The organism is Haladaptatus sp. QDMS2 (genome assembly GCF_029338295.1).
Lineage (GTDB): Archaea > Halobacteriota > Halobacteria > Halobacteriales > Halococcaceae > QDMS2.
Genome location: NZ_CP119791.1, coordinates 1,313,328 through 1,339,856, shown reverse-complemented (window position 1 = coordinate 1,339,856; position 26,529 = coordinate 1,313,328). Strand labels below are relative to the sequence as shown.

Genomic DNA, 26,529 nt, shown 5'->3' with positions numbered 1-26,529 from the left:
TCTCGGTACGTTCGCTGGTCGCGTGCCGGTCGCACTCCCCTTCAGACGAGAGCCGTCGCTTACCGGGCGAGCGCGATAAAAAGTGGAAGATTTGGGACTTACTCGAACAGCTCGACTGCCTGCGCGTAGCGCGACGATGGCTCTTCCCAGTCGACGACGTTGAAGAAGGCTTCAACGAAGTCGCCACGGGCTGGACCGTAGTCGTAGTAGTACGAGTGCTCCCAGACGTCGAGTGCGAGGATTGGGTGGCTGCCCCAGAGTGCGCCCTGGTCGTGCTTGTCGACGACGACGTTGCGCAGCTGGTTACTGAACGAGTCGTAAACGAGGAGTGCCCAGCCGCCTGCGGCGGATGCGGCAGCCTCGAACTCACCCTTCCACGCTTCGTAGGAACCGAAGTCCTGCTCGATACGGTCTGCGAGGTCGCCCGATGGTTTGTCGCCACCGTCTGCGGACATGTTCTGCCAGAACAGGTCGTGCAGGATGTGGCCACAGCCGTTGTGGGTCACGTTGCGGATTGCGCCAGCCGAGGACCCGAAGTCACCGGACTCGCGGTTGCTTTCGAGCGTCTCCTCTGCGGAGTTCCATCCGTTTACATAGCCCTGGTGGTGCGTGTCGTGGTGCCACGTGAGGACCTGCTCTGAGATGTGCGGCTCGAGTGCGTCGTAGTCGTACGGAAGCGGCGAAAGTTCGTAGCTCATGAGATATACCTCCGTCTGAAGCATGCGGCGGAATCCTGTTAAACCTTAAGGAGGCGATTGCTAGCACCCTGCATGCATCCGTCGCCCGCTAGTGGTCTCTCCCGACCACGATGTCCGACCGCCGGTCGTATTCGAGTTCGGTCGCCACCTGCGCCGCGATATCCTCGCCCGCCTCACGTGCGACGAGGTGCAGCGCGAGGTCGATGCCGGAGGTAACACCGCCCGCGGTGAGCAGGTCGCCGTCGTCCACGACGCGTGCGTCCACCACCTCAGCCGCAGTCTCCCGAAGGTCTCCGAGCGCGGAGGCGTGGGTCACGGCCGGTCGTCCGTCCGTGAGGCCAGCGCGGGCGAGCAACATCCCGCCCGTGCAGACGGAGGCCACCGTCGCGCCAGCGTCGTAAACTTTCCCGAGCGCAGTTGGAACCGCGCCCTTCTCGGCTTCGGCCCACGCGCCTGCCTCGCTGCGATTGCTCCAGCCCCCACCGGGCACGAGGACGATGTCGGCCGGGTCGTCGGTCACGAGCACGCCGTCGATACCGACGCGAAGGCCGTGGCTCGCCGTTATCGTCTTCGTCTCGTCGAGCGTCACCAGTCGCACGTCGAATGGCGCGCCAAGCTCGGCGGCCGATTTGAACACCTCGTAGGGGCCGATTGCGTCGAGTTCGTCGAACCCCTCGTAGCAGAGGATGTCGATTCGGGTTGGCATACCTGAGATGTGCGAGCACGGCAGAAAGTCATTTCGTCGCTTCTGTGTCCTCGGCGCCGCGATCGAGTGGCACGCGAATCGTCACCGTCGTTCCCTCGGGGTGGTTCTCAGCGAAGGTGAGTTCCCCGTCGAGAGCCTTGACCGCCCAGTTTGCGAGCCAAAGGCCGAGCCCCTGGCTGTGAAGTAACGCCGTCTCGTGGCCCATGTCGAGCACTTCGAGTTCAGTCTCTGGAATGCCCGGCCCATTGTCCGTAACCGAAATCGTGAGCCATTCTCCGGACACCGAACCGGTGATCGTCGCTTCCGGCCGGTCGTTCGTGTTGTGCTCTGCGGCGTTTTCGAGGAGGTTCTCGATGGCTGGTTCGATGACCCAGCCGCAGGTGGTCGACTCGGGTGGGAGCGACTTGACCCGCACCGCGACGTTCGGGTGCGCGGTGCTGACGGCTGCGGCGGCAGCCTCGATGATTGGTGCGACCGAAATCTGCATGAGGTCCGCGTGGTCGCTGTCGATTATCTCCTGTATCGCCCGGGCCTTGTTCCCCATATCGACGAGGTGGAGGGCCTTCTGTCTGAGCCGGTTCGTGAGCGCAGGGTCGCCCCCGCCGGCTTCGAGGCGGTCTGCGAATCCGAGGACGACGTTCATCTCGTTTCGCAGGTTGTGGCGAAGTACGCGATTGAGCACGTCGAGTCGCTGCTGGTAGCGAAACCGCTCGGTGACGTCGCGCAGCACCAGCACGCGACCGATGACCCGGTCGTGGTAGTCCTGGAGGTCGGTCCGACTCACCTCGTAGTGGCGCTCGTCACCCCCTGTGCCGAGGGTGACTAGTTCTGTCCCCTCCGTCGGTTTTGTGGAGAGTTGGTCGTACCCTTGGAAGGTTTCGTCAAGCTGCGTGCCGAGAAGGTCGAGCGGAACCGCGCCTATGACGGCAGCGGCGCTCTGGTTTACGTCAACGATGCGGCCCGTCGAATCGACCACGACGACGCCGTCGGCCATCTCGTCTACGACGAAGGTGCGCGCGAGGCGACCCGGTGCCGGACTCGCATCGAGGAGTTTGTACTGAGAAATCGCCCCGAGACTCGCGATGCCCGACACAGTGAAGGCGACCGGCGTCGGGTCCACGGCGACCCACGGGAGCAGGTCGCCGACGTAGATGAGGTTCCCGACCCACGGGGCAAGCGCGGCGAGTAAGATGGCGATGGCCTGCTTGCGGTGGATAATCGGTGAATTTTCGAGCAGGTTGAAAAACAGCAGGTCGCCCACGAGCGCGAGGATGTAGGAGTAGCCGATGATGACCCAGAACCAGGGGCCGAACGTCTGGGTCATGACGAGCGTGTCGCCAACCAGTCTGAGGCCGACGGAGTGACGAACGAGGAGGTGGGCTTCGTTGGTCCAGACGAGTACCACCGTTAGCGCGGGAATCGCGCCGAGCAACACGATATTTCGGGGATTGACGTACTCATCGTTACCAGTGTATTCGAGCGCAAAGACGACCCATGCGACCGGCACGGTCACCGAACCGGCCCACTGCATGCGCGCCCAGAATAACTTGCCCATGAGCGTCGCGGCGTTGAGTTCGAGGATGTACATCCCCGACCACCACGTTGCGGCGGCCATCAGAACCGCGAGTGCCGTCGCCCCCGGTTCGGGTCGCTGCCGCCAGGCAAACACCGTCGCCGCACCGCCTGTCAACACCGCGGCGAGCATCAAAACGAGCAGGTCGAAGGGGAGGGGCACGGGGGGTCGGTTCGAGTCTTACCACCGGAACGTAATTACTCTAGGTGTGTTGAACACTCGTGATTCAAAACAGAACCACCGTGGCGAGCAGGGCGACGGCCATCAGGATGTACTCGAAGTCGCGCATCGTCCCCAGGTGTCGCAGGTTCACGTCCGCAGTAAGCATTGAGGTGATGAACATCGAGTAGACGATGGCCGGGGCGAGCGCGAGGCCGTGGAGGGTCGAAATGGTGCCGAACACACCGGCGATGACGACGAGCCCGAGCGACCCGATGTCGAGCGCGTAGAGGACTATCTGCGTTCGCTTCACGCCAACGGCGACCGGAAGCGTCGGAATTCCTTCTTCGCGGTCGCCTGCCACGTCTCGGACGTTCAGCACTTCGCCCGCGATGAAGGTACGAAGGAAGAAGAACACGAAAACGACCGTGCCGCCGATGACCAGAGTTTTGCCCGCGAACGCGAGCGGCAGGAACGCGACGGGCGCAGCCCACGAAATCGCGACGAGCGTCGTGTTCACGAGTAACACCTCTTTCAGGCGGTCTGCTTCGAAGAGGGGCAACCACGGTTCGCTGTAGAGCACCGCCGCCACACCGGGAAGTAACGTCAGGAGGAAAGCCATCAGTCCGCCGAACGCAGACACGACGAGCGCGAGCAGGTACGCGCCGACCGAGAGAGCCAGGAACAGGCGCTTTCGCGGTTCGATGAACGCGACGCGGTCCGGGTTGTTGATGGCGTCTTCGTTCAGGTCAGTGAGTTTGTTGTGGGTGTAGATGGTAAACGAAACGAGGAACGCGATGAGGACGGCGGGGTTCAGCGGAACCGACAACAGCAACGCGACGACGAGGATTTTGGTCGCCGCGACGAGTCCGAGAAACAGGGTTCCGTGGATGACGAGGTCGTAGAATCGCTGGCCGGTCTCAGAGAGAGCCGCCGGAGCCGCGATGGTGGTTCCGAGGCGGTGCAGTCGGGTGCCGAGAATACTTGCCGCTGTTGCAGTTCGTGACATCTCCACGTACGCAACTCCGCGAATTCATTTTGGTGTTCGCATGATTAGTATTTCTGACACGAATGCTGAAACGTAAGCGAAAACGGGCGTTGAAACGGGGCGGTCGGTTAATCCCCGCGAGCGGCCTCGAACATCGCGAGGGCGTCCTCGCGTCGTTCGCTGTGGTCGCAGATTGGTGCGGGGTAATCCGAGGCTGCCTCTTCGCGGCGGTCGCCCGAGAGTTCGTGCCAGTCGTGGATGTCGTCCGGGTCTGCGTCGCGGAGTTCCGGGACGTACCGCTTGATATACGTCGCGTCTTCGTCGTAGCGTTCGCCCTGCGTCATTGGGTTGAAGATGCGGAAATACGGCTGGGCGTCCGTCCCGGTCGAGGCGGCCCACTGCCATCCGCCCGTGTCGTTGCCTGTCTCGTGGTCTACGAGGTGTTCGCGGAACCAGTTGTACCCCTTGCGCCAATCGATAAGCAAGTCCTTCGTGAGGAACGAGGCGACGATCATCCGCACCCGGTTGTGCATGAATCCCTCCGTCCGAAGCTGGCGCATTCCGGCGTCGACGATGGGGTACCCGGTCTCCCCGGCCTGCCACGCGGCGAGTTCGTCGGAGCCGTCTCGCCACTCGATGGGGTTCTCGTAGGTCTTGTAATTCGCCCACGTGACGTTGGGATTGAACCAGAGAACGTGCGTGTAGAACTCCCGCCACGCCAGTTGTGACTGGAATTCGGTGACCGACTCTGCCTCCGCCTCGGAGTCGGCCTGTGCTTTCGCCTCCTCGGTCGCGACGAACACCTCGCGGATGCCGATGGTCCCCCACTTCAGGTGTTCCGAGAGCCGGGAGGTGTTCTCGTCTGCGGGGTAGTCACGGCGGTCTGCGTACCGGAAAATCGGCCCCTCGCAGAACGCGGCGAGACGGTCGCGGGCCGCGTCGGTGCCGGCAGGTGGGACGTCTGCCGCCGGGTCGTCGAAGCCGAGGTCGGCGAGCGTCGGCAGCTCCTCGCCAGCAACGTCAGCAACGCTACCCGACTCGGGCGAGTTGTAGGGGGCGGCTTTCTCACGGTCGCGCCACTTGCGCCCGAAGTAGGTGAACACGGAGTAGGGGTCGCCCTCGTTCGTCGTGATGCTCCCCGGTTCGTGGCAGATGGCGTCGTGGAAGGCTTCACGGGGCGCGTCGGCGTCGGCGAGCGCCCGCCGCACCGCGGCGTCTCGCTCCCGGGCGAGCCCAGAGTAATCCGTGTTCCAGACCACCTTCTCCGCGTCGTGTTCTGTGGCGAGTTCGGGGATGACTACTGCCGGGTCGCCCTGTGCGATGAGCAGGTCGCCGCCGAGGTCGCGGTAGTCGTCGCGGAGTGCCCGGAGGGCGTCGAGCATGAATGCGACGCGGTTTGGGGACCCGTACTGGAGGACGTTCGGGTCGAAGACGAACACCGGGAGGACCGACCCGTTGACGGCGGCGAGCGCGCGATTGTCGGCCACTCGGAGGTCACGGCGGTGCCAGCACAGGTGCATGTGCAGTCATTCGAGCCGGGCGGCCAAAGTATACCGCGTTCGGGGAAGTTAAGACGGGCGGCAGTCAGAACCACGCATGGACTCCGTGATGGAGCAGTTCGATTTAGACGGGCACGTGGCCGTGGTGACGGGCGGCAGTCGAGGTATCGGGCGGGCAATCGCGCTCGGCCTCGCCGACGCTGGCGCGGCCGTCGTGCCGGCGGCACGCACCGAAGACGACGTTTCCGCGGTCGCCGCGGAAATAGAATCCCGCGGCGGTGAAGCCCTCGCCGCGACGGTGGACGTGACCGACGAGACGGACGTGCGTGCGCTCATGGAAACCGCCGCGGACGAGTTTGGCGGCGTCGATTGCGTCGTGAACAACGCGGGCGTCAATCCGGGGGGTGCACTCGGCGAACCCGAACGCGTCGAGGTGGACGCGCTCGATTTCGTCATCGACGTCAACCTGCGTGGGGCGTTCCTCTGTGCACAGGCAGCCGCCGAATACCTCCACGAGAGCGACGGCGGGTCGGTCATCAACGTCGCGAGCGTCGGCGGTCTGGTCGGCCTCCCGCGCCAGCATCCCTACGTCGCCTCGAAACACGGCTTGCTCGGCATCACGAAGAGCATGGCCTTAGACTGGGCCCCCGACGTGCGGGTGAACGCCATCGCGCCTGGCTACGTCGAGACGGACCTCACCGAGGGCGTGACCGACAACGAGAAACTCGCCCAGTCGATTCGCGACCGGACGCCCCTGGACCGCTTTGCCCAGCCCGAAGAACTGGCCGGCCCCGCCGTGTTCCTCGCGAGCCGGGCCGCCTCTTACGTGACCGGCGAGTGCCTGACCGTCGACGGCGGCTGGACGGCCCGCTGAGGCCGATTGCGGCACGGTTTTCAGCAACCCCGAACGTTTTGTCGATTCCCTCAGCAGAGAGCACCAGACCCCGATGCCTAACGTCCTGACACCCCTCGAACGGACGGTCAATACCCTTCCGGAAGTCCCTGCTGTCACCGACGGGACGACGCGACTCAGTTTCGAGGCGTTCTGGGACCGAACAGGGCGCATCGGCGGTGGACTCGCCGCCTGCGGCGTCGAACCCGGGGACCGCGTCGCGCTCCACCTCCCGAACACGATTGCGTACGTCTGCTGTCTCTACGGGGCACTGCGAGCCGGTGCAGTCGTCGTTCCCATCAACCCCCAGTGCCGTGAACGCGAGTTACACCATCACCTCGCAGACAGCGGGGCCACCCTCGTCGTCACGCGGGCGAAAGACGCGTCGCTGGCGGCCTCGCTCCGAGACGAATCAGCGGTCAAAACCGTCGTCAGCGCGGGCGAGCACCCGGATTTCGAGACGGTCAAGTCGCTACTCGAATCGACGCCTCGTAATCCAATCAGCCGGGACGAGGGGGACCTCGCCTTTCTGCCGTACACGAGCGGGACGACCGGCCGCCCGAAGGGCGTCGAACTGACCCACGCGAACGTCTCATCGAACGCAGAACAGACGGCGGCGCTTCCGGAGGGCGGTCTCACTACCGACGACCGAATGCTCGCTGCGGTCCCGCTCACGCACATCTACGGCCTGAGCGCCGTCGTGCACGCGACGCTTATCTCGGGCGCGACGCTCCACCTGCAAGAACACTGGGAACCGAGGGCGGCGCTCAGGACCATCGAGGAGGAAGGCGTCACCACGTTCCACGGCGTCCCCACGATGTTCGCAGATTTCGTGGGGGCGGCCGACGCCGACGAGTTCGAAACGTCGTCGCTCCGGTTCGTCGGAACCGGGGGTGCGGCGATGCCCGGGTCGCTCCTCACCTCCGTCGAAGACCTGCTCGACGTGCCGGTGTACGAGGGTTACGGCCTCACCGAAACCGCGCCGGTCACGCACTTTAATCGTCCCGATGCGCACCGCCGAGGGAGCGTCGGGCGGGCACTTTCAGGCGTCGCGTGGCGCGTCGTGGGCGACGAGTTCGAAGAACGACCGCCCGTCGAAACCGGCCCCGTAGCCCCAGATTCCGTCGCCGAGCACGTCGGCGAAGTCGTCGTTGCGGGACCCACCGTGATGGCTGGCTACCACGGGATGCCCGAGGCGACGGCCGCGGCCATCACGGAACGCGACGGGCGGCGCTGGTTTCACACCGGCGACCTGGGCTACCACGACGAGAACGGCTTTTGCTACCTCGTCGGGCGAGCGGACGAACTCATCGTCACCGCCGGCTACAACGTCTATCCCCGGGAGGTCGAATTCTGTCTCACCGATCATCCCGCAGTCGTCGAAGCAGCCGTGGTCGGCGTTCCCGACGAGCGCCGCGGCGAGACGGTGAAAGCGTTCGTCGTCTCCACGCCCGGCGTCTCCGTGACCGAAGCAGAACTCGTCCAGCACTGCCTCGACACGCTCGCGCCGTACAAACACCCCCGTGAAGTCGAATTCGTCGACGAATTGCCCCGGACCGACTCGGGGAAGGTAAAACGTCGCTCGGTCGGTCGGCGGTAGAATCAAGTACGCCCCACTTCTCGGTGGTGGTGATATGGCAGACGACGCAGTCTTACTTGACATTGAAGACGACGTGGCGACGGTCACGCTGAACCGACCCGACGTGCGAAACGCTCTCACTCACGACGTGGCGGGTGGCATCATCGACGCACTCGACGAAATCGAGGAAAGCGACGCCCGCTGTCTCGTGATTCAGGGCACGGGCGGAGCCTTCTGCGCGGGCGGTGACATCAATGCGATGATGAAGGGGCTGAACGGGGAGTACTCGCTCGCAGAGCGCGAGCAACTCATCGTCCAGCGCACCTCGCGGGCGGTAAAGCACGTCGCGCAGTTCCACCTCCCGACCATCGCGAAAATCGACGGCGTCGCGTTCGGGGCCGGGGCGAACCTCGCCATCGCCTGCGACATCCTGCTCGCCACCGAAGACTCGAAGATTAGCTTCGGCTTCCGACAGGTCGGCCTCACCGTGGATTCGGGCACCTCCTATCTCCTGCCGCGCATCGTCGGGCAGAACACGGCCCAGGAACTCGTCTTGACGGGCGAACTCGTGGACGCAGACCGCGCCGAGGACCTCGGCCTGTTCAACCATGTCTACGACGAGAGCGACTTCGACGAGGAGGTCGCTGAATTCGTCGAGGAAATCGCCACCGGCCCGAGCGTCGCGCTCCGTGCGTCGAAGCGCCTCCTCCGACAGGGCATGGAGCAGTCGCTCGACCAGGCGATTACGAACGAGGCGGCGGCACAGGTCGCCTGCTTCTCGACGGACGACCACGTAGAGGGTGCGACGGCATTCATGGAGAAGCGCTCTCCAGAGTTCACGGGCGAGTGACATCCTCCCTGCCGTAAACGACGGGGCTTCCCACGCCCACCAACGGACGGTTCGTTGGTCTCTTCGGGTTACCGACCCGACGTGCCGATGGGAGTGCCACGCCCCCGATACTCCTATCGGGTGTCCAAGACGGACACGGCGACTCAGAGGTACCTGCTTGTTTTGTGTCGGTGCTGCGGTCCACGGGCGTACGTTTTGCTGAGGCAAACACCGAGTCAACTGCCAATTTGTGGACTGCCGAGGACCGAACGGCTTCACCATTCGGCTCGACACGCATCCGAACGTACCGAGGGCACTCAGGCCTTTGCCACACGGTGAACGTGAACGAAAACGGGCGCTGTATCCCCGCCCTGACGGGCGAGGTTGTAGCGCCCTGAACCGCCTTCCATAAACTACATTGAAGTTTGGTAGCGTTGCACAATCTTTCTTGTCGCGGGGGGTGACCACGGGGGTATGCATCTCGACTCGACACGCGGCGACTTCCTCGACCGTGAGACCCGGTCGTTTCGCTACTTCAAAAACGCCGTGTCGCGCCACTGGGACCCTGGAGCCATCGACCTCTCGGCCGACCGCGCCGCCGTCGAGTCCATGAACGACCTCGTGTTCGACCGGTTTCGCGGTGCCATCGCGAAGTTCGGCGCGGGTGAACAGGCGGTCACGACAGACCTCGCACCCCTCGCCGTCGTCCTCGAAGCGCCGGAAGACCAGGCGTTCATCACGACGCAACTCTACGAGGAGGCCAAACACACCGACTTTTTCGACCGCTACTGGCAAGAGGTCGTAAACGAGGCGGAAGCGGCCCGGGGAGAAGCCAGTACCTCGCCACAGGACGACCGCTGGTACGTCCCCGCGTACGTCGAACTGTTCGACCGGACGGAGGCGGCGATGGAGGCGCTGCTCACCGACGACAGCCCGGCGAATCGGGCGAGAGCCTATTGTCACTACCACCTCGTCGTGGAGGGAATCCTCGCGCAGACCGCCTACTTCGGCCTCCAGCAGGCCTACGGGCCGGACACCCACCCCGAACTGCCGACGCTTCCGGGACTCACCGCTGGCCTGACGAAAATCCGGGGTGACGAGGGTCGCCACGTCGGCTTTGGCATGGCGAAGCTGAAGGCGCTGGTCGAGGACGGCGTGGACCCGACGCTGCTCCACGAGACGGTTTCAGAACTTCTGCCGCTGGTCAACGCCACGACCACCGACGATCTCGAAGCTACGGACGGCATGCCGGGACCTGCTGCGGCCGACCTGACGACCTACGCCGCGAGCAAGCACACAGAACGCATGGAGCAAATCGTAGACGCGGCCCGCGACATTCCGGACGTAGAGGCACTTACTGCCCTCGATTGAGCGCCCACGTCGCCGCCGCACGAAGGTATTTGGGTCGTGCTACCAAGAGTCGGCTATGTCGTTTCAACTTACGGCCGAACAAGAAGCGATTCGACAGGCCGTCCGCGAGTTCGGGGAACAGGAGATTCGCCCCGTCGCCCGCGAATTCGACGAATCCCGCGAGTATCCCGAAACCATCCGCAAGCAGGCCGCGAAGTACGACTTCGTCGCGCCGAACATCCCCGAGGAGTACGGCGGAGCGGGCCTCGACCTCCTCTCGACGGCCGTCATCACCGAGGAACTCTGGCGGGCGGACGCCGGTATCGGCAGCGCCATCTCCAGTGCCGGGTTCGGCACGGCGATGCTCATCCGTTACGGCGACGAGTGGATGAAAGAAGGGTGGTTGCCGAAGATTGCGGGAGGCGAAGCGGTCTCCGCGAGCGCAATCAGCGAACCCGCCCACGGGTCGAACGTCGCCGGGATGGAGACGCGCGCCGTCCGCGACGATGACGAGTGGGTCATCGACGGCAACAAGATGTGGATTACGAACGGGAACGTCGCGGACGTGGCCATCGTGATGGCGAAAACCGACCCCGACGCGGGCCACCGGGGAATTACGGCCTTCCTCGTCCCGACAGACACGCCGGGGTTCACCGCACACAAAATCGACAACAAACTCGGTATCCACGCTTCCGACCTCGCAGAACTCACCTTCGACGAGCTGCGCATCCCCGCCGAAAACGTCGTCGGCGAAGTTGACAAGGGATTCTACCAGCTCATGAACTTCTTCGCCCACGGACGGGTGAGCGTCGCCTCGCAGGCACTCGGCGTCGCGCAGGCGGCGGTTGACGAAGCCATCGCCTACGCGAACGAACGCGAGCAGTTCGACCAGCCCATTTCGCAGTTTCAGGCGATACGCCACAAGATTGCGGACATGGCGACCAGCGTCGAAGCCGCCCGGTCGCTCAACTATCGGGCAGCGACGGCGGTCGAATCCGGCGACGACGACATCGCCGCGAAGTTCGCCTCGATGGCGAAACTGTTCGCGAGCGAGCAGTCAGTCCGCGTCGCAGACGAGGGTCTGCAGGTCCACGGCGGCGCAGGCTACGTCACCGACCACCCCGCAGAGCGATTCTACCGCGATGCGCGAATCACGAAAATCTACGAGGGAACCTCTGAGATTCAAAAGAACATCATCGCAGACCGTCTGCTCTGACGGTCGTCAGCGATAGGTGTAGAAGCCTGCGCCCGCGGCCTTTCCGGTCTTGCCAACCTCGACCAGCCCGACGAGGTACGAACTCGGTTCGAAGCGGGCGGCATCGGTTCGGTCTGCGTAGGCTCGCAAGGTGTCGAGCACCACGTCCAGGCCGATTTCGTCGCCTCTCGTACAGGGACCGTCGGGGAACCCTGCGCCCAGTTGCATCCCGGTGTCGATTTCCTGGGGGATGGAGACGGCGTCGTCTACGAGTTTTGCCGCCTCGTTTATCATCCGCGCTTCGATTCGCAGGGTGTCTACGTCGCCAGAGATGTCCTCCTCCGTGTAGTCCGCGCCGCCGTTTTCGTAGTCGTACCAGCCCTTGCCTGACTTCCGGCCGTATTCTTCGGCATCGACGCGCTCCTGCATGGCCGGGGCGATTGGCTTTCCGGCCTCGGTTCTGACGTCGTAGGACACGTCGATGCCCGTCATGTCCGAGAGTTCGAACGGCCCCATCGGGTAGCCTCGTTCGTACACCAGCGTCGCGTCGATTTCCGGTACGGTCGCCACGCCCTCCGAAACCATCCACGCTGGCTCTTCGAGGAACGGCCCGAGCACGGAGTTCACGACGAACCCGTTCACGTCCTTGCGGACGTAGATGGGCGTCTTGTCGATGGATTCGACGAACGTCGCGGCCGTCGTCGCCGTCTCCTCGGTCGTCTCCTCGCCGTAGATGACTTCGACGAGCGGCATCTTCACTGGCGGATTGAAAAAGTGCAGGCCGACGACCCGACTGGGGTTTTCGACGACTTTTGCGATTTGCGTAATCGAGAGCGATGACGTGTTAGTCGCGAGAATCGCGTCGGGCGAGGCTACCTTCGACAGGTCGGCGAAGATGCCCTGTTTTATCGACATCCGCTCGGGCGCGGCCTCGATGACGAGGTCAGCGCCGCGGGCCGATTCCACGAGGTCCACCGTCGTCTCGATGCGGTCGAGAATGGTCGCAGCGGATTCTGCGAGTTGGCCCTTCGATTCGAGTTTTTCGAGACTCCACTGAATCTGTTCGTACCCCTTTTCCACGTACGATTTCTCGATATCGCGGAGCGTCACGTCGTAGCCACCCATGGCCACCACCTCGGCGATGCCGTGGCCCATGTTTCCCGCCCCGAGCACTGCCACCCGCGAAATCCCCTCGAGTGCCATACCTAGGTGGGGGCGGGGCAACGGTTTAATTCCACCGCCGGTGGTGGTCGAATTCCACCGGAAATCCGGTGTACTCGCCGCGCTCAGAGCGGTTCTTCGCCGTCGATGATGCGCTTTGCGCGGTCTGTGAGCGCCTGCACCTGCGTCTCCATCTGCGGGTACAGGTCGTCGTCGCTGTTGCCTTCGAGGTAGCGCCGGTAGAACATCTCGCCGAGGCCGATGAGTTTGAACACGGCGAGTGTGCGGTAGAATCGCTCGTGGACGAATTCGCGGCCCGTCTGCTGTTCGTAGCGGTCGACGAGGTCCTGTCTGCTCGGGTAGCCCTCGCGTTCCATGAATCGCGCCATCAGGTCGGGGACGGCGGGCGGTTCGTCTTCCGGGTCGCGCCAGTAGGAGAGCATCCAGCCGAGGTCACAGAGCGGGTCGCCGAGCGTCGAGAGTTCCCAGTCGAAGACGCCGACGATTTCGGGCGGCGTGCCCGGACCGAACATGACGTTATCGAGTTTGTAGTCGCCGTGGACGAGCGTGTGGTCGTGGCTCTCGGGTGTGTTCTCGACCAGCCACTCGTAAACGGCCTCGACGCCCTCGACTTTTCGGTCGTCTTCGGTCACCTCGCTCGCCCAGTCGAACTGCTTTTTCCACCGTTTGACTTGCCGCTCGGTGTAGCCTTCCGGGTAGCCGAACTCGCCGAGGCCGACTGCCTCGTAGTCCGTCTCGTGAATCTCCGCGAGCGCATCGACCAGTTGCTCGCCGAGGTGCGTTCGCATCTCGGGGGTGGCGAATCGCTCGGGTTCGTCCTCGCGCAGTACGTCGCCTGCCTCCTTCTCCATCACGTAGAAGTCACAGCCGAGGATGGAGTGGTCGTCCGTCCCGAGGATAGTCCGCGGGACGCGGACGGGGGTATCCTGGAGCGCGTCCATCACCTTGTACTCGCGGAGCACGTCGTGGGCCGATTCGGCCGTCTCGCCCGGAGGTGGCCGGCGAATGACGAGTTCGAGGTCGCCCCACGTCACGAACAGCGTCTCGTTCGAGTGGCCTTCCTTGTGGTGGCGAACGTCGTACTCGTCTACTGCACCCAGTTCGGCTTCGAGGTAGTCGGCCAGTTTCTCCTCGTCGACGATTCGCGAGAAGTAGTCCTCTGACTGGTCGGTCATCGTGCCCTCCACAGATAGACGTTCACAAACATGATTAGGACTACACCGGCCGCATACGAAAAACTGCGGGTATCGGCGGCTGTTGACGGAGCGAACCGGCAGACCAATCTGGTCGGCTGGTGAAGGAGGGCCATGGACGAGGCACTTGCCGAGGCCGCGCGGGCGATTCGCGCGGCAGACAGCGTCGTCGCGCTCACCGGGGCCGGGGTCAGCACCGCCTCCGGTATCCCCGACTTCCGCAGCGAGGGCGGACTCTGGGAGAAGCACGACCCCCAGAACTTCCACTACAGTCGCTTTCGCGCTGACCCCGAAGGCTTCTGGCGCGACCGACTCGCGATGTTCGAGGATATCTACGCGGGCGGCGACATCGCGCCGAACGCGGCCCACGAGGCGTTCGCCGCCCTCGAATCCGCGGGCCATCTCTCGGCGCTCATCACCCAGAATATCGACGGCCTCCACCGGGCGGCTGGCTCTGGCGACGTCGTGGAACTCCACGGCACCGGCGCGGAGGTCGTCTGCATGGACTGTGGCGAACACGATGGCGCAGATTCGGCGTGGGAAACGGTAAAAGCAGGGAACACACCACCACGCTGTGACTCGTGTGAGGGCGTCCTCAAGCCAGCCGTCGTGCTGTTCGGGCAGTCGATGCCGCAAGCCGAACTGCATCGTGCCCAGTCGCTCGCCTCAAACAGCGACGTGTTCATCGTCGCCGGGTCGTCGCTGTCGGTGGAACCGGCGGCCTCGCTGCCCCGGACCGCGGCGCGAAACGGTGCGACCACCATCTGCGTGAATCTCGAAGAAACGGGATTCGACGCCGACTACACCTTCACCGCCGACGTGACCGACGTCCTACCGCGTCTCGTCAGGGCTGTCCGCAAGCCCTAGCCTTTTGCTATCGACTCCCGTGGGTTTCACCGGAATGGAATACGGAGTCGCCCACACGAACGACGTACCCGTGACCGACCTCTCCGAGATAGACGAACTTCCCCCGGACCTCGACATTCGGGCGATAGACGAGGCGCTCGGCTTAGACCAGATGAACGCGAAACTCTGGTATCTCGACCCGGGCGAGCAGATCGGCTACCACGCCCACTCAGAGCAGGAGGAGTTCTACTACGTCATTCAGGGAGAGTTCTCGCTCAAACTCGGGAAGTCAGGCGAGGAAGAGATTCGTGAAGCCGGTCCGGGGACGTTCTTCGCGGCCGGCCCCGAAATCGGCCACGGCTACCGGAACGTCGGCGACGAAACTGGGCTCGTGCTCGCTATCGGGTCGCCACCGGTCGAAGACCCCGGGTTAGACCCCCACCAGCTCGATTAGGCGTACGAGGTTTCCAGATATTCGTTGATGCGCTCGGATTCGGCCATCGTGACGCCCTGGGACTCGTCTACGAAGACGGGGACGCCGCGCTGGCCGGAGACGCGCTTCACCTCGTTTCGCTTCGAGTGGAGGGCTTCGACCCAGACGCTCTCGTAGTCGACGTCGAGCGCTTTGAGTTTGTCGGCGACCAGTTCACACCACGGACAGCCTTCGAGTCGATACAGTGTGCGGCTCATACCCGAATGAGGTACGTCCACGGTGAAAAGTGTGTGCCGCCCGGGTACTTTTGCCCCTCGCGTCTGTCCACACGGGTATGCCTCCAGCACCCGGCGATCGCGCCCCAGATTTCACCAGCCTCCTTTGTGACGGCGAGACGTTCAGGCCCACCTCGCTCGCCGACCGACTTGGCCCTCGAGGCGGCGTCCTCGTCTTCTCTGGCTTCTCGGGAAGCGCCATCACGCACAACTGGTGGACGCGCTACGCGAACGCCGGGTGGGACAACTTCGACGGCGTGTCGGTGACGGGCGTCACCCGCGACGGACCGTACGCCCAGAACGCCTTCCTCAGGGACCTCGACAGCCCCTTTGCGCTCTTTTCGGACGTAGACGCCCGCGCCATCGAGGCGTTCGACCTGCTCACCGAACGCGACGGGATGGCTGGCACGCAGACCGCCCGCCGCGCCGTGTTCGTCCTCGACGCAGCGCGCGTCGTGGAGTATCGCTGGCTCGGCGACGATTGGATTTCACCGGTTCCACGCGAGGAAATCGAAGCCGCAATCGCAGCCCGCTGAGTGAGCTGGCAGTCATCACCCCAGACCGGCGATTTATCTGCTCGGGCCGCGATAATTGTGTCAATATGCGTTCGGCAATCCACGTCGTCGAAACCGACGGGGAATACGAAGACGCCCTCTCCGTTCGATTTACGGTGTTCGTAGACGAGCAGGGCGTTCCGGAAGAACTGGAAGTAGACGAGTACGAAGACGACTGTATCCACTTCGTCGCCTACGTCGACGATGAGGCCGTCGGCGCGGCGCGACTCCGCCCTATCGACGCAGACACAGCGAAGGTAGAACGCGTCGCCGTCCTCGACTCCCACCGTGGGAACGGGCTCGGCTTCGAACTCATGGCCTGCGTCGAATCTGAAGCGCACGAGAGAGGCTACGACCACCTCATCCTCAACGCCCAGACCCACGCGAAACCCTTCTACGACCGACTGGGCTACTTGCAGGTCGGCGACGAGTTCGAGGAGGCGGGCATCCCCCATGTCCAGATGGACAAGGTATTCTGACCGGAGCTGCCGCTGTTTTTCCCAACCTTACAGCCCGAGCTGCTTGGCAATCGTGTTCAACTGGATCTCGTCGGTTCCTTCGACGATTCTGAGGATGCGCGCGAGGTGCAGATGGTCCATGAAGGGATTCTCCTCTGCGACGCCGTTGCCACCGTGGACCTGCACCGCGTCGTCGGCGAGTGAGAAGTAGGCGTCTGTCGCGAGCCACTTGAACGCGGAAGACTCCTCGATGGCCTGTTCGCTGCGGTCCATCGTCCACGCACAGCGCAGGCCCGTGGCGTCCGCTGCGTCGATACGGGCTTTGGCGCGGGCGAGTTTCGACGATATCTGCTGGAATTTGCCGATTGGCCGCCCGAAGGCCTCGCGTTCGTTTGCGTAATTCACGCACTCCTCGACGAGGTGCTGGCCGTGGCCAATCGCTTCTGCGCCGAGTTCGAGGCGGCCGAGCGAGAGAAAGTCCATCGCGTTGTAGAAGGCGGCGTCCGGTTGGCCGAGCACGCGCGAGTTGGGAACGCGCATATCGTCGAACAGGAGTTCTGCCTGCATTCCCTCCAGCCCGACGGCGTTGTTCATCGAGCCGAGTTCGTACTCGTCGGCCTCGACGATGAAACAGGTGATGCCGCCGTATCTGCCGGCTTCTTCTTGCGAGGTGGTCCGGGCGAACACCTGCACGAAGTCGGCGTAGGGGGCGTTCGTAATCCACTGTTTCTGGCCGTTTAGCACCCACTCGTCACCGTCTCGTTTTGCCGTTGTCTGCATATTCGGCGAGTCGGAGCCAGCGCCGGGTTCGGTCTGGGCGAAGGCCGTCGATTTCTCTCCACGGACGACCGGTTTCAGGTACGCCTCGGTCTGGGCGTCGTCTGCCTGCAAGAGCAGCGGTTTCGGGCCTTCCGGTCCCGCGAGGACGTGGCGGGCGAGGCCGAGCCCCATCGACGCGACGTGCGTTTTCGCCCGATACCACGTCACCGTCGAGACACCCTCGCCGCCGACGGCTTCGGGCATGTTCATCGCGTAGAACCCGGCGTCTGCGCTCTTCTTGCGGACTGTCTCGATGGCTTCGTGGACTTCGGGAACGAGTCGTCCATCGGCTTCGTGCCGTTTTCGCGGATTCGTGTACGTCTCGCCGAGGTCGGCTTCGAGTGGTTCGACTTCCTGTTCGACGAACTCATCGAGGCTCTGGCGGATGAGCCGAGTTTCCTCGTCCGTCTCGAAGGAAACCCCACTTTGGTTGTTTTCTTTGTGCATGGCTCTACCAACAGGCGAGTGGGTGTTAACGTTCGGGGTGCTTGCGGGGACATCGAAGATTAAGTGGCCTGCCCCTGTGGGGGGTTGCATGGACCTTGCTGGCATTCGCGTGCTCGATTTGACGCGGTTGCTCCCCGGGCCGTACGCGACCCAACTGCTCTCTGATCTCGGCGCAGACGTCATCAAAGTCGAGGATACGAACACTGGTGACTACGCCCGGTCGATGCCGCCGCTCACCGACGAGGGCGTCGGCGCGGTCTTCGACGGCGTGAATCGCGGCAAACGCAGCGTCGCCATCGACCTGAAGGCAGAACGAGGACAGGACGCGTTCTACGAACTCGTCGCGAATGCTGACGTCGTCTTCGAGAGCTTTCGCCCCGGCGTCACCGACCGCCTGGGCATCGACTACGACACACTCACCGAGCACAATCCGGACCTCGTCTACTGCTCGTTGAGTGGCTTTGGCCAGTCAGGGCCGCTCGCAGACACCGTGGGACACGACCTGAACTACGTCGCGCTCTCCGGACTGCTCGACATGACGCGAGCGGACGAGAATTCGCCGCCGCAGATTCCGGGCTACCCGACCGCCGACATGGCGGGCGGCCTCTTCGCCGCGTTCTCCATCGTGAGTGCCCTGCTCTCGCGAGAACTCGGCAACGGCGGCGGCTACGTGGACGTGGCGATGACGGACGTCGTCCTCTCATTCTCACACGCACTCGCCGCCCCCGCGTTCGACGGCGAGACGCCACGACCCGGGCAGACGCCGCTCACGGGGGCGTATCCCTGGTACGACGTCTACGCCGCAAAAGACGGCTACGTCACCATCGCCGCACTCGAACCGAAGTTTTGGCGGGCGTTCTGCGAGGCGGTCGGTCGTACGGACCTCATCTCGGTTCACATGACCGACGACGAGGCGGAACGCGAGGCACTCAGGCAGGAACTGGAAAACCTGTTCGCCGGGAAGACCCGAGACGAGTGGGAATCGACGCTGGAGGGCGTCGAAGCGGCATTTTGTGGCGTCTACACCGTCTCTGAGGCGCTCTCCCATCCGCAACTTCAGTCGCGGGACGTGATTCGCCGTCCCGAGTCAGGTCGCCCGCGAATCGGGTTTCCCGCGGTCACCGACCGCGATGTGGACACGGACGAGTCGCTCCCCGAGCAGGGCGAGCACACGGCCGTCGTGCTCCGTGAAATCGGGTTTTCGGCGTTCGAAATCGACAAACTCCACGAGGAAGGCGTCATCGACTAACCTCGGCCACCAAGAGTTATCTGCCCGGCGCGTGGAATGCAACCATGCGCCTCGGCCTGTTACTTCCACATATCGGAACCGTCGATACGACCGACCTCGCGATGCGAGCAGAGGACCTTGGCTACGGGTCGGTCTGGCTTGGCGAACTCTGGGGGTCAGATTCGACGATTCACCTCACGGACATCGCCGCACATACCGAGGAGGTCGAAATCGGCACCGCGATTCTCAACGTCTTCTCGCGCTCGCCGGCCGTCCTCGCCATGACCGCGGCAACCCTCGACCGCGTCTCTGACGGCCGCTTTACGCTCGGCGTCGGCACGAGTACGCCAAAAGCCGTCGAAGACCTCCACGGGATGGCCTTCGACCAGCCAGTGCGACGGTCCCACGAAACCATCGAACTCGTAAAGCAGTTCCTCGGCGGCGGCGACGAACGGGTGAACTACGACGGCGAAATTTTCCAAACCAAGGACTTCCCACCGCTCGACGCCGACGTGGAGGTCTACCATGCCGCGCTCGGCCCGGCGAACCGCCGCGTCGTGGCCCGCCTCGCAGACGGCTGGATTCCCCACAACATCCCGTTCCCACAACTCGAAGAGGCCTTCGAGTACGTGGCCGAACACGCAGAAGAGGCTGGCCGGGACCCAGACGACATCACGGTCGCCCCGTACATTCCCTCTGCCGTCAGTGAAGACGAGGAAGAGGCACACGACGCGGTTCGTGGGCACATCGCCTACTACGTCGGGAGCGGGAAGGGCTACCAGCGGGCCGTCGCACAGGTGTTCCCCGAGGAGGCAGAGGAGGTCGCCGAGGCGTGGCGTTCTGGCGACCGGAAAGCCGCGGCGAGGGCGGTCACCGACGATATGGTCATGGCGCTTGGCGTCTCCGGAACGCCCGACCAGGCGCGCGACCGACTCCGCGACGTGATGGCAAATCCGGTCATCGACCGGCCGCTCATCACCATTCCAAATCAGACGGCTGAACAGTTATCAGAACAGACCATTACAGAATTGTCGCCCGACCGCCTCTGAGTTACAGACAGTTATTTTTCCTGATTAATCAGTGCTTAGGTCCCGATTTACGGGGTGCATAGGAAAGGGGCTAGCACCGGTTTGCCAGAATGATGACGAAGAAAACCCGCCGCCGCTTCCTTCAGGTGACAGGCAGCGCAATCGCAGTCGGCCTCGCCGGCTGTTCGAGCAACGGTTCCGACGACACGACCACCACCGGAGAGACGACCACCGCAGGCGAGACGACGACCAGCGATGGTGGTATGACGACGACGGAGAACGGAACCACGACCACCGAGACCGACTTAGAAGGTGCGTCGCCCGGTCCCGAGGACGGCGACCACTGGCACGGTGCCATGTACCTCGAAATCGACGGCGAGCGCATGAACCTCTCGACGGAAAAGTTCGTCGACGACGAGAACCTGGAACCGTTCCACTTCCACACCGAGAAAAACAACAACAACAAGTGGCACCTCTCAGAGGAAGCCGTCACGCTCGGTCAGGGTCTGAACCAGGTTCCCAACATCAGTTATCAGAAGGTCGGGAGCAACTCGAAACTCACCATCGACGGGGAGACCTACGACTCCAGTAAGTTCAACACGAACATCGCGTTCCAGCAGCGCGACGTCACCATCGACCCGACCCAGTACAAGGTCAAAGACGGTGACATCTTCTGGGTCATGATCTCCACCGACGGCAGCGAGCCGACGCCGAACTTAGACGGTGGCGTCGAGGAAACCACCACCTCCGGCAACTCGACTGAGACCGCCACGAGTACGTCCACGGGGACGAGCACGGAAACGACGACGAGCAACTAACCTTCACCTGCAATCCCGAGCCCTCCGGGATTTTTTGCCATAACCTAAACCGAAGAGTCAACGGCTTCTCAGAACGAAAAGAGGTCCACGCCGCCGGTCACGCCGATGACCTGCCCGGTGATGTAATTCGCCTGCTCGCTCGACAGGTAGGCGATGAGGTTCGACACGTCTTCTTCGCGACCGAGTTTTCCCATCGGCGTCGCCTTCCGAATCCGCTCGAACATCGGGTTTACCTGCTCTAATTGCTCTGGGGGGAGGTCAGCGAGCGCGCCCATCACAATGTTCGGCGTGATGACGTTGCAGGTGACGCCGTGTTTCGCGCCTTCGAGGGCCATCGTCTTGCCAAAGCCGATGAGCGCCGCCTTCGTCGCCGCGTAGGACGCCTGCCCGAATCCGCCGTACCATCCGGCCATCGAGGACATGTTGATGACCCGGCCCCAGCCGCGTTCGCACATCGCGGGGAACACCTCCCGGGAGATATTGTACGAGCCAGTCAGGTTCACCTCCACGTCGAGGTCCCACTTCTCATCGTCGTAGTCTTTGAGCTGGCTCTGAGCGTCCACGAGGCCGGCATTGTTCACGAGGATGTCGATGCCGCCGGTCTCCTCGCGTAATGCGGCGACAGTGTCCTCCACGTCCGGGCGGTCGGTCAGGTCACATTGCACTGCGTGAGCGGTCCCGCCCTGCTCGCGAATCTCGTCTGCGACGGATTCTGCGTTGTCAACTTCGAGGTCGAGGACGACGACTTCTGCGCCCTCTGCGGCCAGCACGCGGCAGTCTTCGCTTCCGATTCGGCCTGCGCCCCCGGTCACGAGAGCGGTTCGGTCTTCGAGTCCGAAATCCATACCCGCCGCTTCTCGGGGGTGTCTGTTAAGATTTTGGCAGGAAAACCAGACAGGAGTTTTTCGGCGTTTACTCTCGAACGCCGACGATGCGGAGAATTTCACGCAAGTCAGAGATGACGTAATCGACCGCGGGGCCGTCGTTCGCGCCGTAGGCGACCGTCGTGAGGCCCGCTTCTCGACCGCCGACCATGTCGTGGCTGTAGCGGTCGCCGACCATCAGGCCAGTTTCGGGGGACACGCCAGCGTGGTCGAGCGCGGTCTGGAACATGGCCTGGTCTGGCTTTTTCTTGCCCACGGCTTCGGAGGTGGTGACGTGGTCGAAGTGGGCGTGGAGGTCGAGCGTTTCGAGGATACGCTTGCCTTCGTGGTCGTCTACGTCGCTCACGACGCCGAGGTAGACGCCCGCGTCGTCGAGGGCGGCGAGCGTCTCTTTCGCGCCGTCGTGGGGTCGAATCGTGCCGTAAGTTGCCTCCTCGAACAGCGGTTTCCACGCCGATTCGGGAACCGCCTGGCCGAGCAGTTCGTCGACGGCGTGCTGGTAGCCCGCCGCCGCCGGACGGTAGTCGGTTCCCTCGGTCTGGCTGAAGTACGCAGAGAGCGCTCCGCGCCACTCGGCTTTCGCCGCGTCGTGGTCTGTGATGTCGTGGGCGTCGGCGAGCAATCGGATGAACTCGTCGTGGCCCTCGCGGACCGACGAGAGGTCGAGAAGCACGCCGCCGATGTCGAAGAAAACCGCGTCGAACTCGGTCATTACACCTCGTAGACCGACCGAACACAAGAGCGTGTGGCTAGAGGCAGCGGTCAGTTCGCGGGTTCGTACCGGCGGACGTCCCCGGAAACCGACGAGACGACCGCGCCGTCGCGTTCGAGCGACTGGAGCATTCCGAGCGATTCGGGCAGGAGGTAGGCGAGGTCACGACCCTCGGCGCTGCGGCGGGCGGCGACGTCCACCGCCGTCTCCGCGCCGTCTGCGAGCATCTCCAGGACCCGTTCTTCGAGTCGGTCGAGGCTGCGACGAGACTGCCCCACCGCCCCCGCGAAGTCGTCGTGAACCGGGCCGTGGCCCGGATAGACGGTGTCCACCTCCCGCGTCGAGAGTCGGTCGAGCGCCTCGTAGAAGGCGGGAATCGTGTCGCCAATCTCGCGGTCGAGACCGACGTGGAGCGCCACTGGGCGGAAGGGTTCGATGGCCATGTCTCCGGAGAATATCGCCCGCTCTCCGCCGAGCGTCGTCTCGAAACAGAGGTGGTCCGCCTGGTGACCGGGCGCGTGAATGGCGTCGAATTCGAGATCGTCAATCGACACGCTATCGCCGGGTTCGACCCAGTCGTCGACCGCGTCGGGTGCGAGCAATTTCCGATTGCGGGTGAGCGACCGCACCGACATCTCAACCGCAGAATCCACCTGTGCTTCGGGCGTTCCCGCAGCGCGGGCGTTCGCGGTGACGACCGTCGCAAGGTCGTCCGGGTCGCGGGCGAAGCGCCGACGGACGCTCGCTGGCGCGTGAAGGGTTGCACCCGCTTCCACGAGCGTCTGCGTCTGGCCAATGTGGTCGATGTGCGGGTGGGTGATGACGAGGTGGTCTACGTTTGCGGGTGCGTATCCCGCGGCGTCGAGGCCCGCGGTTAGTTCGTCGTGGGCGGCCTCGCCGGGCGTTCCAGCGTCGAACAGCACGGTTTGTTCGCCTGCGAGGAGGTAGGCGGCGACGTGTCCCGGCGTCCAATCGACCTCGAATTCGATGCGGTGGACGGCGGGTGGGTCTGCAGTCATTGGGTTCGGAGTCGCCCGTCTGCCCGAAAAGGGTTCTCTTTTCACCGGAAATTGCCGCGGCCACCTTTATACCACCGGGGTGATAACCGGTAAACTGGTTTACAATGGGAAGCAACGACACGACGGAGGAAACGCGATGACGACGGGCCAGTTCAGCGTCGCAGACCGGACGGCCCTCGTCACCGGCGCGTCGAGCGGGATTGGGAAGGTAATCGCAGGTCGTTTCGCAGACGACGGGGCGAACGTGGTCATCTGCTCGCGCGAACTGGACAACGTCCAGCCGGTGGCAGACGAAATCAACGAGGGGGGCGACGGCACGGCGCTCGCAGTCGAGTGCGACGTGACCGACCGGGACGCGGTCGATGCGCTCATCGAAGCAACCGTAGAGGAGTTCGATGGCGTGGACGTACTCGTCAACAACGCCGGAGCCTCGTTCATGGCTGGCTTCGCCGACATCTCCGAAAACGGCTGGAAAACCATCGTGGACATCAACCTCCACGGCACGTATCACTGCTCGCAGGCCGCCGGCGAAGTCATGCGCGAGAACGGAGGCGGAGTCATCGTGAACGTCGCCAGCGTGGCCGGACAGATGGGCGCACCGTACATGAGCCACTACGGCGCGGCGAAAGCCGCCGTGGTCAACCTCACCTCGACGCTCGCCTACGAGTGGGCCGACGACGACGTGCGCGTCAACTGCATCGCGCCCGGCTTCGTCGCCACGCCGGGTGTCGCCAGTCAGATGGGCGTCACCGGCGAGGACATCGACCGAACCGCGGTCAAACGCCGAATCGGACTGAGCGAGGAGATTGCGGACATCGCCCAGTTCCTCGCGAGTCCGGCGTCGTCGTACATCGTCGGTGAAACCATTACAGCACAGGGCGTGCCGAACATCATGGAGACCCCAGACGTATGACTGACGTTGCCTACGACGTGTTCTTGCCGGTCGCCGCACAGCCGAGCGTGTCGTCGCTCGTGTCCTACACACAGCGCGCAGAAGAACTCGGCTACGACCGGGCGTGGCTGCCCGAGACGTGGGGCCGCGACGCCGTTACCACGCTCGCCACCATCGCCCACGAGACCGAGGAAATCGGCATCGGGACGAGCATCATGCCCATCTACTCGCGCTCGCCGACGCTCATCGGGCAGACTGCGGCCACGCTTCAGGAGGTTTCAGACGACCGGTTCCGTCTCGGCCTCGGACCGAGCGGCCCCATCGTCATCGAGGGCTGGCACGGTCAGTCGTTCGAGCGGCCGCTTCGCTACACCCGCGAAACCATCGAAATCGTGAAACTCGTCCTCGCCGGCGAACAGGTCGATTACGACGGCGACATCTTCAACCTCGGCGGGTTCCGCCTCCGCTGTGACCCGCCGGAGACGCCGCCACCCGTCGATGCCGCCGGCATGGGACCGAAATCCGTCGAACTCGCCGGGCGCTTCGCCGACGGTTGGCACGCGCTCATGATGACCGAGGAGGGACTCAAAGACCGCCTCGAAGACCTCCGGAAGGGCGCGGAACTCGCTGGCAAGGACCCAGACGACCTCCGCGTGTCCGTCTCGCTCGGCTGCTGTGTGCTGGACGACGCCGAGTACGCCCGCGAACTCGCCCGCCAGCACCTCGCCTTCTACATCGGCGGGATGGGCACGTTCTACCGCGACGCGGTCGCTCGACAGGGCTGGGAGGACGTAGCCACGACGGTTTCGACCGAGTGGGCGAACCGCAACAAGGACGCGGCGATGGACGCGATTCCCGACGAACTGCTCGACCAGCTATCGGCTTCAGGGTCGCTCGAACAGGCCCGCGACACGCTCGACCGGTTTGCGAGCATCGACGGCGTGGACGCCATCAACGTCTCGTTCCCGCGAGCGGCCTCAGCAGAGGAAATCGAGCAGACGCTCGAAGCACTCGCACCGGACGCCTGAATTGCACGTATCCATCTCGACATCCACAACCTGCGTTTCCAGAGGGTAAAGTCGCCGTGACACTGTATAGCACGATTGAGCCGGTTAGTGGCGTTCTTTCCATGGGGTGAAAACAACATGGCTGTACCTGCGTCAGAGAACGAACGAATCCTCACACGAATCGCGACAGAGGTCTGGAGCGAGGGCAAAATGGACGTGTTGAAAGAGGTGATGGCGGACGAGGTGGGCGGGCAACTGCCAGGTGTCGGTGACCTCCACACCCGGGAAGATTACGAACGGGCAGTGGAGGCCTACCGCACTGCCTTCCCAGACTTCACGGTCGATATTCAAGAGCTAATTCCCGCAGACGATGTGGTGACCATGCGATACACCGTCCGAGGAACCCACGACGGGGAGATGATGGGCATCGCTCCGACGGGAAACAAGGCCGAGATGCAGGGGAGCGCCATCCTCCGATTCAAGGACGGGAAAGTCGTAGAGGAGTGGAACTACGGCGACATGTCCGGACTGCTCCAGCAGCTCGGTGCGATGTAGGCCCGTCGGTAACCAAGTCATCCGCAATTTTTCGTACTCGTGTCTCCGTCTCACTCGCGAGAAACGTTCTACTGACCGCCTTCGCGCCTACGACTTGACCAATTCGCCGAACTGCTTTCGCACCTTGTCGAGTTTCGGCGGAATCGTCACCGAACAGTAGCCCTGACTCGGATTCTTCTCGTAGAAGTCCTGGTGGTACTCCTCGGCGTCGTACCACGTGCCGAGTGGCTCGACTTCGGTGACGACCGGGCTGTCGTAGGTCCCGGAGGCTTCGATTTCGTCGATGACGGCTTCGGCGCGCTCGCGCTGAGATTCGTCGTGGTAGTAGATGGCCGAGCGATACTGCGTGCCCACGTCGTTGCCCTGGCGGTTCAGCGTCGTCGGGTCGTGGACGGTGAAGAACACGCGCAGGAGATCGATGTACGAAAGCTGGTCCGTGTCATAGGTGACCTGAATCGCCTCCGCGTGGCCGGTGTTGCCCGAGCAGACTTCCTCGTAGGTCGGATTCTCCGTCTCGCCACCGGTGTAGCCGGAGGTCACCTCGGTCACGCCTTTGAGTTCCTTGAACGCGGCTTCGGTACACCAGAAGCAGCCACCGGCGAACGTCGCCGTGGCCAGTGATTGGGTCATACTCGATAGTTGGCGCTCCGAACGTAAGAACTCAGGGGAGTCGGTGGGCCAGGACCAAACGAGGGCTTAAGGTTCCGCCCT

27 protein-coding genes and 1 pseudogene are annotated in these 26,529 nt (G+C 63.6%); 15 read left to right on the top strand and 13 right to left on the bottom strand.

Translation table 11 applies throughout. The annotated features are described in order from the left end of the window. Window positions 1-98 precede the first annotated feature (98 nt). The 5 genes from sod to P1M51_RS07290 all read right to left on the bottom strand — a co-directional run bounded on the left by sod (window position 99) and on the right by P1M51_RS07290 (window position 5,644). Complete coding sequence (gene sod, locus P1M51_RS07310; protein ID WP_276247528.1) at window positions 99-698, bottom strand: superoxide dismutase; 600 nt, start codon at window positions 696-698, stop codon at window positions 99-101. Between the two features lie 88 nt (window positions 699-786). Further along, the gene (locus tag P1M51_RS07305; protein WP_276247527.1) at window positions 787-1,404 is read right to left on the bottom strand and encodes a DJ-1/PfpI family protein; all 618 of its coding nucleotides are present in this window, start codon (window positions 1,402-1,404) and stop codon (window positions 787-789) included. Window positions 1,405-1,432: 28 nt separating this feature from the next. Next, window positions 1,433-3,139 (bottom strand): histidine kinase N-terminal 7TM domain-containing protein, encoded by a 1,707-nt coding sequence (locus P1M51_RS07300; RefSeq protein WP_276247526.1) that lies wholly within the window; start codon window positions 3,137-3,139, stop codon window positions 1,433-1,435. A 64-nt stretch (window positions 3,140-3,203) separates the two neighbouring features. Next, window positions 3,204-4,145: a UbiA family prenyltransferase gene (locus tag P1M51_RS07295; protein ID WP_276274950.1), complete on the bottom strand. Its 942-nt coding sequence runs from the start codon at window positions 4,143-4,145 to the stop codon at window positions 3,204-3,206. 107 nt (window positions 4,146-4,252) lie between these two features. Further along, a complete protein-coding gene (locus tag P1M51_RS07290) occupies window positions 4,253-5,644 on the bottom strand; it encodes a deoxyribodipyrimidine photo-lyase (protein WP_276274949.1) in 1,392 nt (463 codons plus the stop codon). 85 nt (window positions 5,645-5,729) lie between these two features. Here P1M51_RS07290 and P1M51_RS07285 point away from each other — a divergent pair, with 85 nt between their 5' ends. From P1M51_RS07285 to P1M51_RS07265, 5 genes are all read left to right on the top strand, one after another. Beyond that, on the top strand, window positions 5,730-6,497 hold the full coding sequence (locus tag P1M51_RS07285; RefSeq protein ID WP_369685319.1) for an SDR family NAD(P)-dependent oxidoreductase: 768 nt from the start codon (window positions 5,730-5,732) through the stop codon (window positions 6,495-6,497). 73 nt (window positions 6,498-6,570) lie between these two features. Beyond that, window positions 6,571-8,115, top strand: coding sequence for an AMP-binding protein (locus P1M51_RS07280; RefSeq protein WP_276274947.1), 1,545 nt, complete (start codon window positions 6,571-6,573; stop codon window positions 8,113-8,115). A 34-nt stretch (window positions 8,116-8,149) separates the two neighbouring features. Beyond that, entirely contained in the window at window positions 8,150-8,944 is a 795-nt protein-coding gene (locus tag P1M51_RS07275) for an enoyl-CoA hydratase/isomerase family protein (protein ID WP_276274946.1), read from the top strand. Between the two features lie 453 nt (window positions 8,945-9,397). Next, the gene (locus P1M51_RS07270) at window positions 9,398-10,294 is read left to right on the top strand and encodes a ribonucleoside-diphosphate reductase (RefSeq protein ID WP_276274945.1); all 897 of its coding nucleotides are present in this window, start codon (window positions 9,398-9,400) and stop codon (window positions 10,292-10,294) included. Between the two features lie 55 nt (window positions 10,295-10,349). Beyond that, entirely contained in the window at window positions 10,350-11,489 is a 1,140-nt protein-coding gene (locus P1M51_RS07265) for an acyl-CoA dehydrogenase family protein (protein WP_276274944.1), read from the top strand. Between the two features lie 12 nt (window positions 11,490-11,501). On the opposite strand, the pseudogene P1M51_RS07260 reads toward P1M51_RS07265, so the two are convergent. Next, window positions 11,502-12,671 (bottom strand): annotated as a pseudogene (locus tag P1M51_RS07260) (3-hydroxyacyl-CoA dehydrogenase); the annotation flags it as partial. 83 nt (window positions 12,672-12,754) lie between these two features. Beyond that, on the bottom strand, window positions 12,755-13,825 hold the full coding sequence (locus P1M51_RS07255; RefSeq protein ID WP_276247518.1) for a phosphotransferase family protein: 1,071 nt from the start codon (window positions 13,823-13,825) through the stop codon (window positions 12,755-12,757). A 132-nt stretch (window positions 13,826-13,957) separates the two neighbouring features. On the opposite strand from P1M51_RS07255, the gene P1M51_RS07250 reads away from it, so the two are divergent. Together P1M51_RS07250 and P1M51_RS07245 are read left to right on the top strand one after the other, a co-directional pair. Further along, a complete protein-coding gene (locus tag P1M51_RS07250; protein WP_276274943.1) occupies window positions 13,958-14,710 on the top strand; it encodes a Sir2 family NAD-dependent protein deacetylase in 753 nt (250 codons plus the stop codon). A gap of 34 nt (window positions 14,711-14,744) precedes the next feature. Next, on the top strand, window positions 14,745-15,143 hold the full coding sequence (locus P1M51_RS07245; RefSeq protein ID WP_276247516.1) for a cupin domain-containing protein: 399 nt from the start codon (window positions 14,745-14,747) through the stop codon (window positions 15,141-15,143). On the opposite strand, the gene P1M51_RS07240 is transcribed toward P1M51_RS07245, so the two are convergent. After that, window positions 15,140-15,379: a glutathione S-transferase N-terminal domain-containing protein gene (locus tag P1M51_RS07240; protein WP_276247515.1), complete on the bottom strand. Its 240-nt coding sequence runs from the start codon at window positions 15,377-15,379 to the stop codon at window positions 15,140-15,142. The two genes, P1M51_RS07245 and P1M51_RS07240, sit on opposite strands and share 4 nt — an antisense overlap. A gap of 77 nt (window positions 15,380-15,456) precedes the next feature. Between P1M51_RS07240 and P1M51_RS07235 the strand changes: the two genes are divergently transcribed. Then, a complete protein-coding gene (locus tag P1M51_RS07235) occupies window positions 15,457-15,933 on the top strand; it encodes a redoxin domain-containing protein (protein WP_276247514.1) in 477 nt (158 codons plus the stop codon). A 65-nt stretch (window positions 15,934-15,998) separates the two neighbouring features. Next, window positions 15,999-16,430 carry a GNAT family N-acetyltransferase gene (locus tag P1M51_RS07230; RefSeq protein ID WP_276247513.1) on the top strand — a complete coding sequence of 144 codons (432 nt, stop codon included), beginning with the start codon at window positions 15,999-16,001 and terminating at the stop codon, window positions 16,428-16,430. Between the two features lie 27 nt (window positions 16,431-16,457). Here P1M51_RS07230 and P1M51_RS07225 read toward each other — a convergent pair whose 3' ends face one another. Beyond that, window positions 16,458-17,675, bottom strand: a complete 1,218-nt coding sequence (locus P1M51_RS07225; RefSeq protein WP_276247512.1) for an acyl-CoA dehydrogenase family protein — start codon at window positions 17,673-17,675, stop codon at window positions 16,458-16,460. An 88-nt stretch (window positions 17,676-17,763) separates the two neighbouring features. Between P1M51_RS07225 and P1M51_RS07220 the strand changes: the two genes are divergently transcribed. From P1M51_RS07220 to P1M51_RS07210, 3 genes are all read left to right on the top strand, one after another. Next, on the top strand, window positions 17,764-18,924 hold the full coding sequence (locus P1M51_RS07220; protein WP_276247511.1) for a CaiB/BaiF CoA-transferase family protein: 1,161 nt from the start codon (window positions 17,764-17,766) through the stop codon (window positions 18,922-18,924). A 44-nt stretch (window positions 18,925-18,968) separates the two neighbouring features. Further along, on the top strand, window positions 18,969-19,952 hold the full coding sequence (locus P1M51_RS07215) for an LLM class flavin-dependent oxidoreductase (protein ID WP_276247510.1): 984 nt from the start codon (window positions 18,969-18,971) through the stop codon (window positions 19,950-19,952). Between the two features lie 89 nt (window positions 19,953-20,041). Further along, a complete protein-coding gene (locus P1M51_RS07210; RefSeq protein ID WP_276247509.1) occupies window positions 20,042-20,749 on the top strand; it encodes a hypothetical protein in 708 nt (235 codons plus the stop codon). Between the two features lie 68 nt (window positions 20,750-20,817). On the opposite strand, the gene P1M51_RS07205 is transcribed toward P1M51_RS07210, so the two are convergent. From P1M51_RS07205 to P1M51_RS07195, 3 genes are all read right to left on the bottom strand, one after another. Next, on the bottom strand, window positions 20,818-21,594 hold the full coding sequence (locus P1M51_RS07205) for an SDR family NAD(P)-dependent oxidoreductase (RefSeq protein ID WP_276247508.1): 777 nt from the start codon (window positions 21,592-21,594) through the stop codon (window positions 20,818-20,820). A gap of 67 nt (window positions 21,595-21,661) precedes the next feature. Next, window positions 21,662-22,345 (bottom strand): HAD family hydrolase, encoded by a 684-nt coding sequence (locus tag P1M51_RS07200; RefSeq protein ID WP_276274942.1) that lies wholly within the window; start codon window positions 22,343-22,345, stop codon window positions 21,662-21,664. A 50-nt stretch (window positions 22,346-22,395) separates the two neighbouring features. Continuing rightward, a complete protein-coding gene (locus tag P1M51_RS07195) occupies window positions 22,396-23,364 on the bottom strand; it encodes an MBL fold metallo-hydrolase (RefSeq protein WP_276247506.1) in 969 nt (322 codons plus the stop codon). Window positions 23,365-23,500: 136 nt separating this feature from the next. Between P1M51_RS07195 and P1M51_RS07190 the strand changes: the two genes are divergently transcribed. The 3 genes from P1M51_RS07190 (at window position 23,501) to P1M51_RS07180 (ending at window position 25,818) form a co-directional block, all read left to right on the top strand. Continuing rightward, a complete protein-coding gene (locus P1M51_RS07190; RefSeq protein WP_276274941.1) occupies window positions 23,501-24,277 on the top strand; it encodes an SDR family NAD(P)-dependent oxidoreductase in 777 nt (258 codons plus the stop codon). After that, on the top strand, window positions 24,274-25,284 hold the full coding sequence (locus P1M51_RS07185) for a TIGR04024 family LLM class F420-dependent oxidoreductase (protein WP_276247504.1): 1,011 nt from the start codon (window positions 24,274-24,276) through the stop codon (window positions 25,282-25,284). Before P1M51_RS07190 ends, P1M51_RS07185 begins: the two co-directional genes overlap by 4 nt. 117 nt (window positions 25,285-25,401) lie before the next feature. Further along, complete coding sequence (locus P1M51_RS07180) at window positions 25,402-25,818, top strand: ester cyclase (protein ID WP_276274940.1); 417 nt, start codon at window positions 25,402-25,404, stop codon at window positions 25,816-25,818. Window positions 25,819-25,905: 87 nt separating this feature from the next. Here the strand turns inward: P1M51_RS07180 and msrA are convergent, their stop codons facing one another. Continuing rightward, a complete protein-coding gene (msrA, locus tag P1M51_RS07175; protein ID WP_276247502.1) occupies window positions 25,906-26,448 on the bottom strand; it encodes a peptide-methionine (S)-S-oxide reductase MsrA in 543 nt (180 codons plus the stop codon). Window positions 26,449-26,529 lie beyond the last annotated feature (81 nt).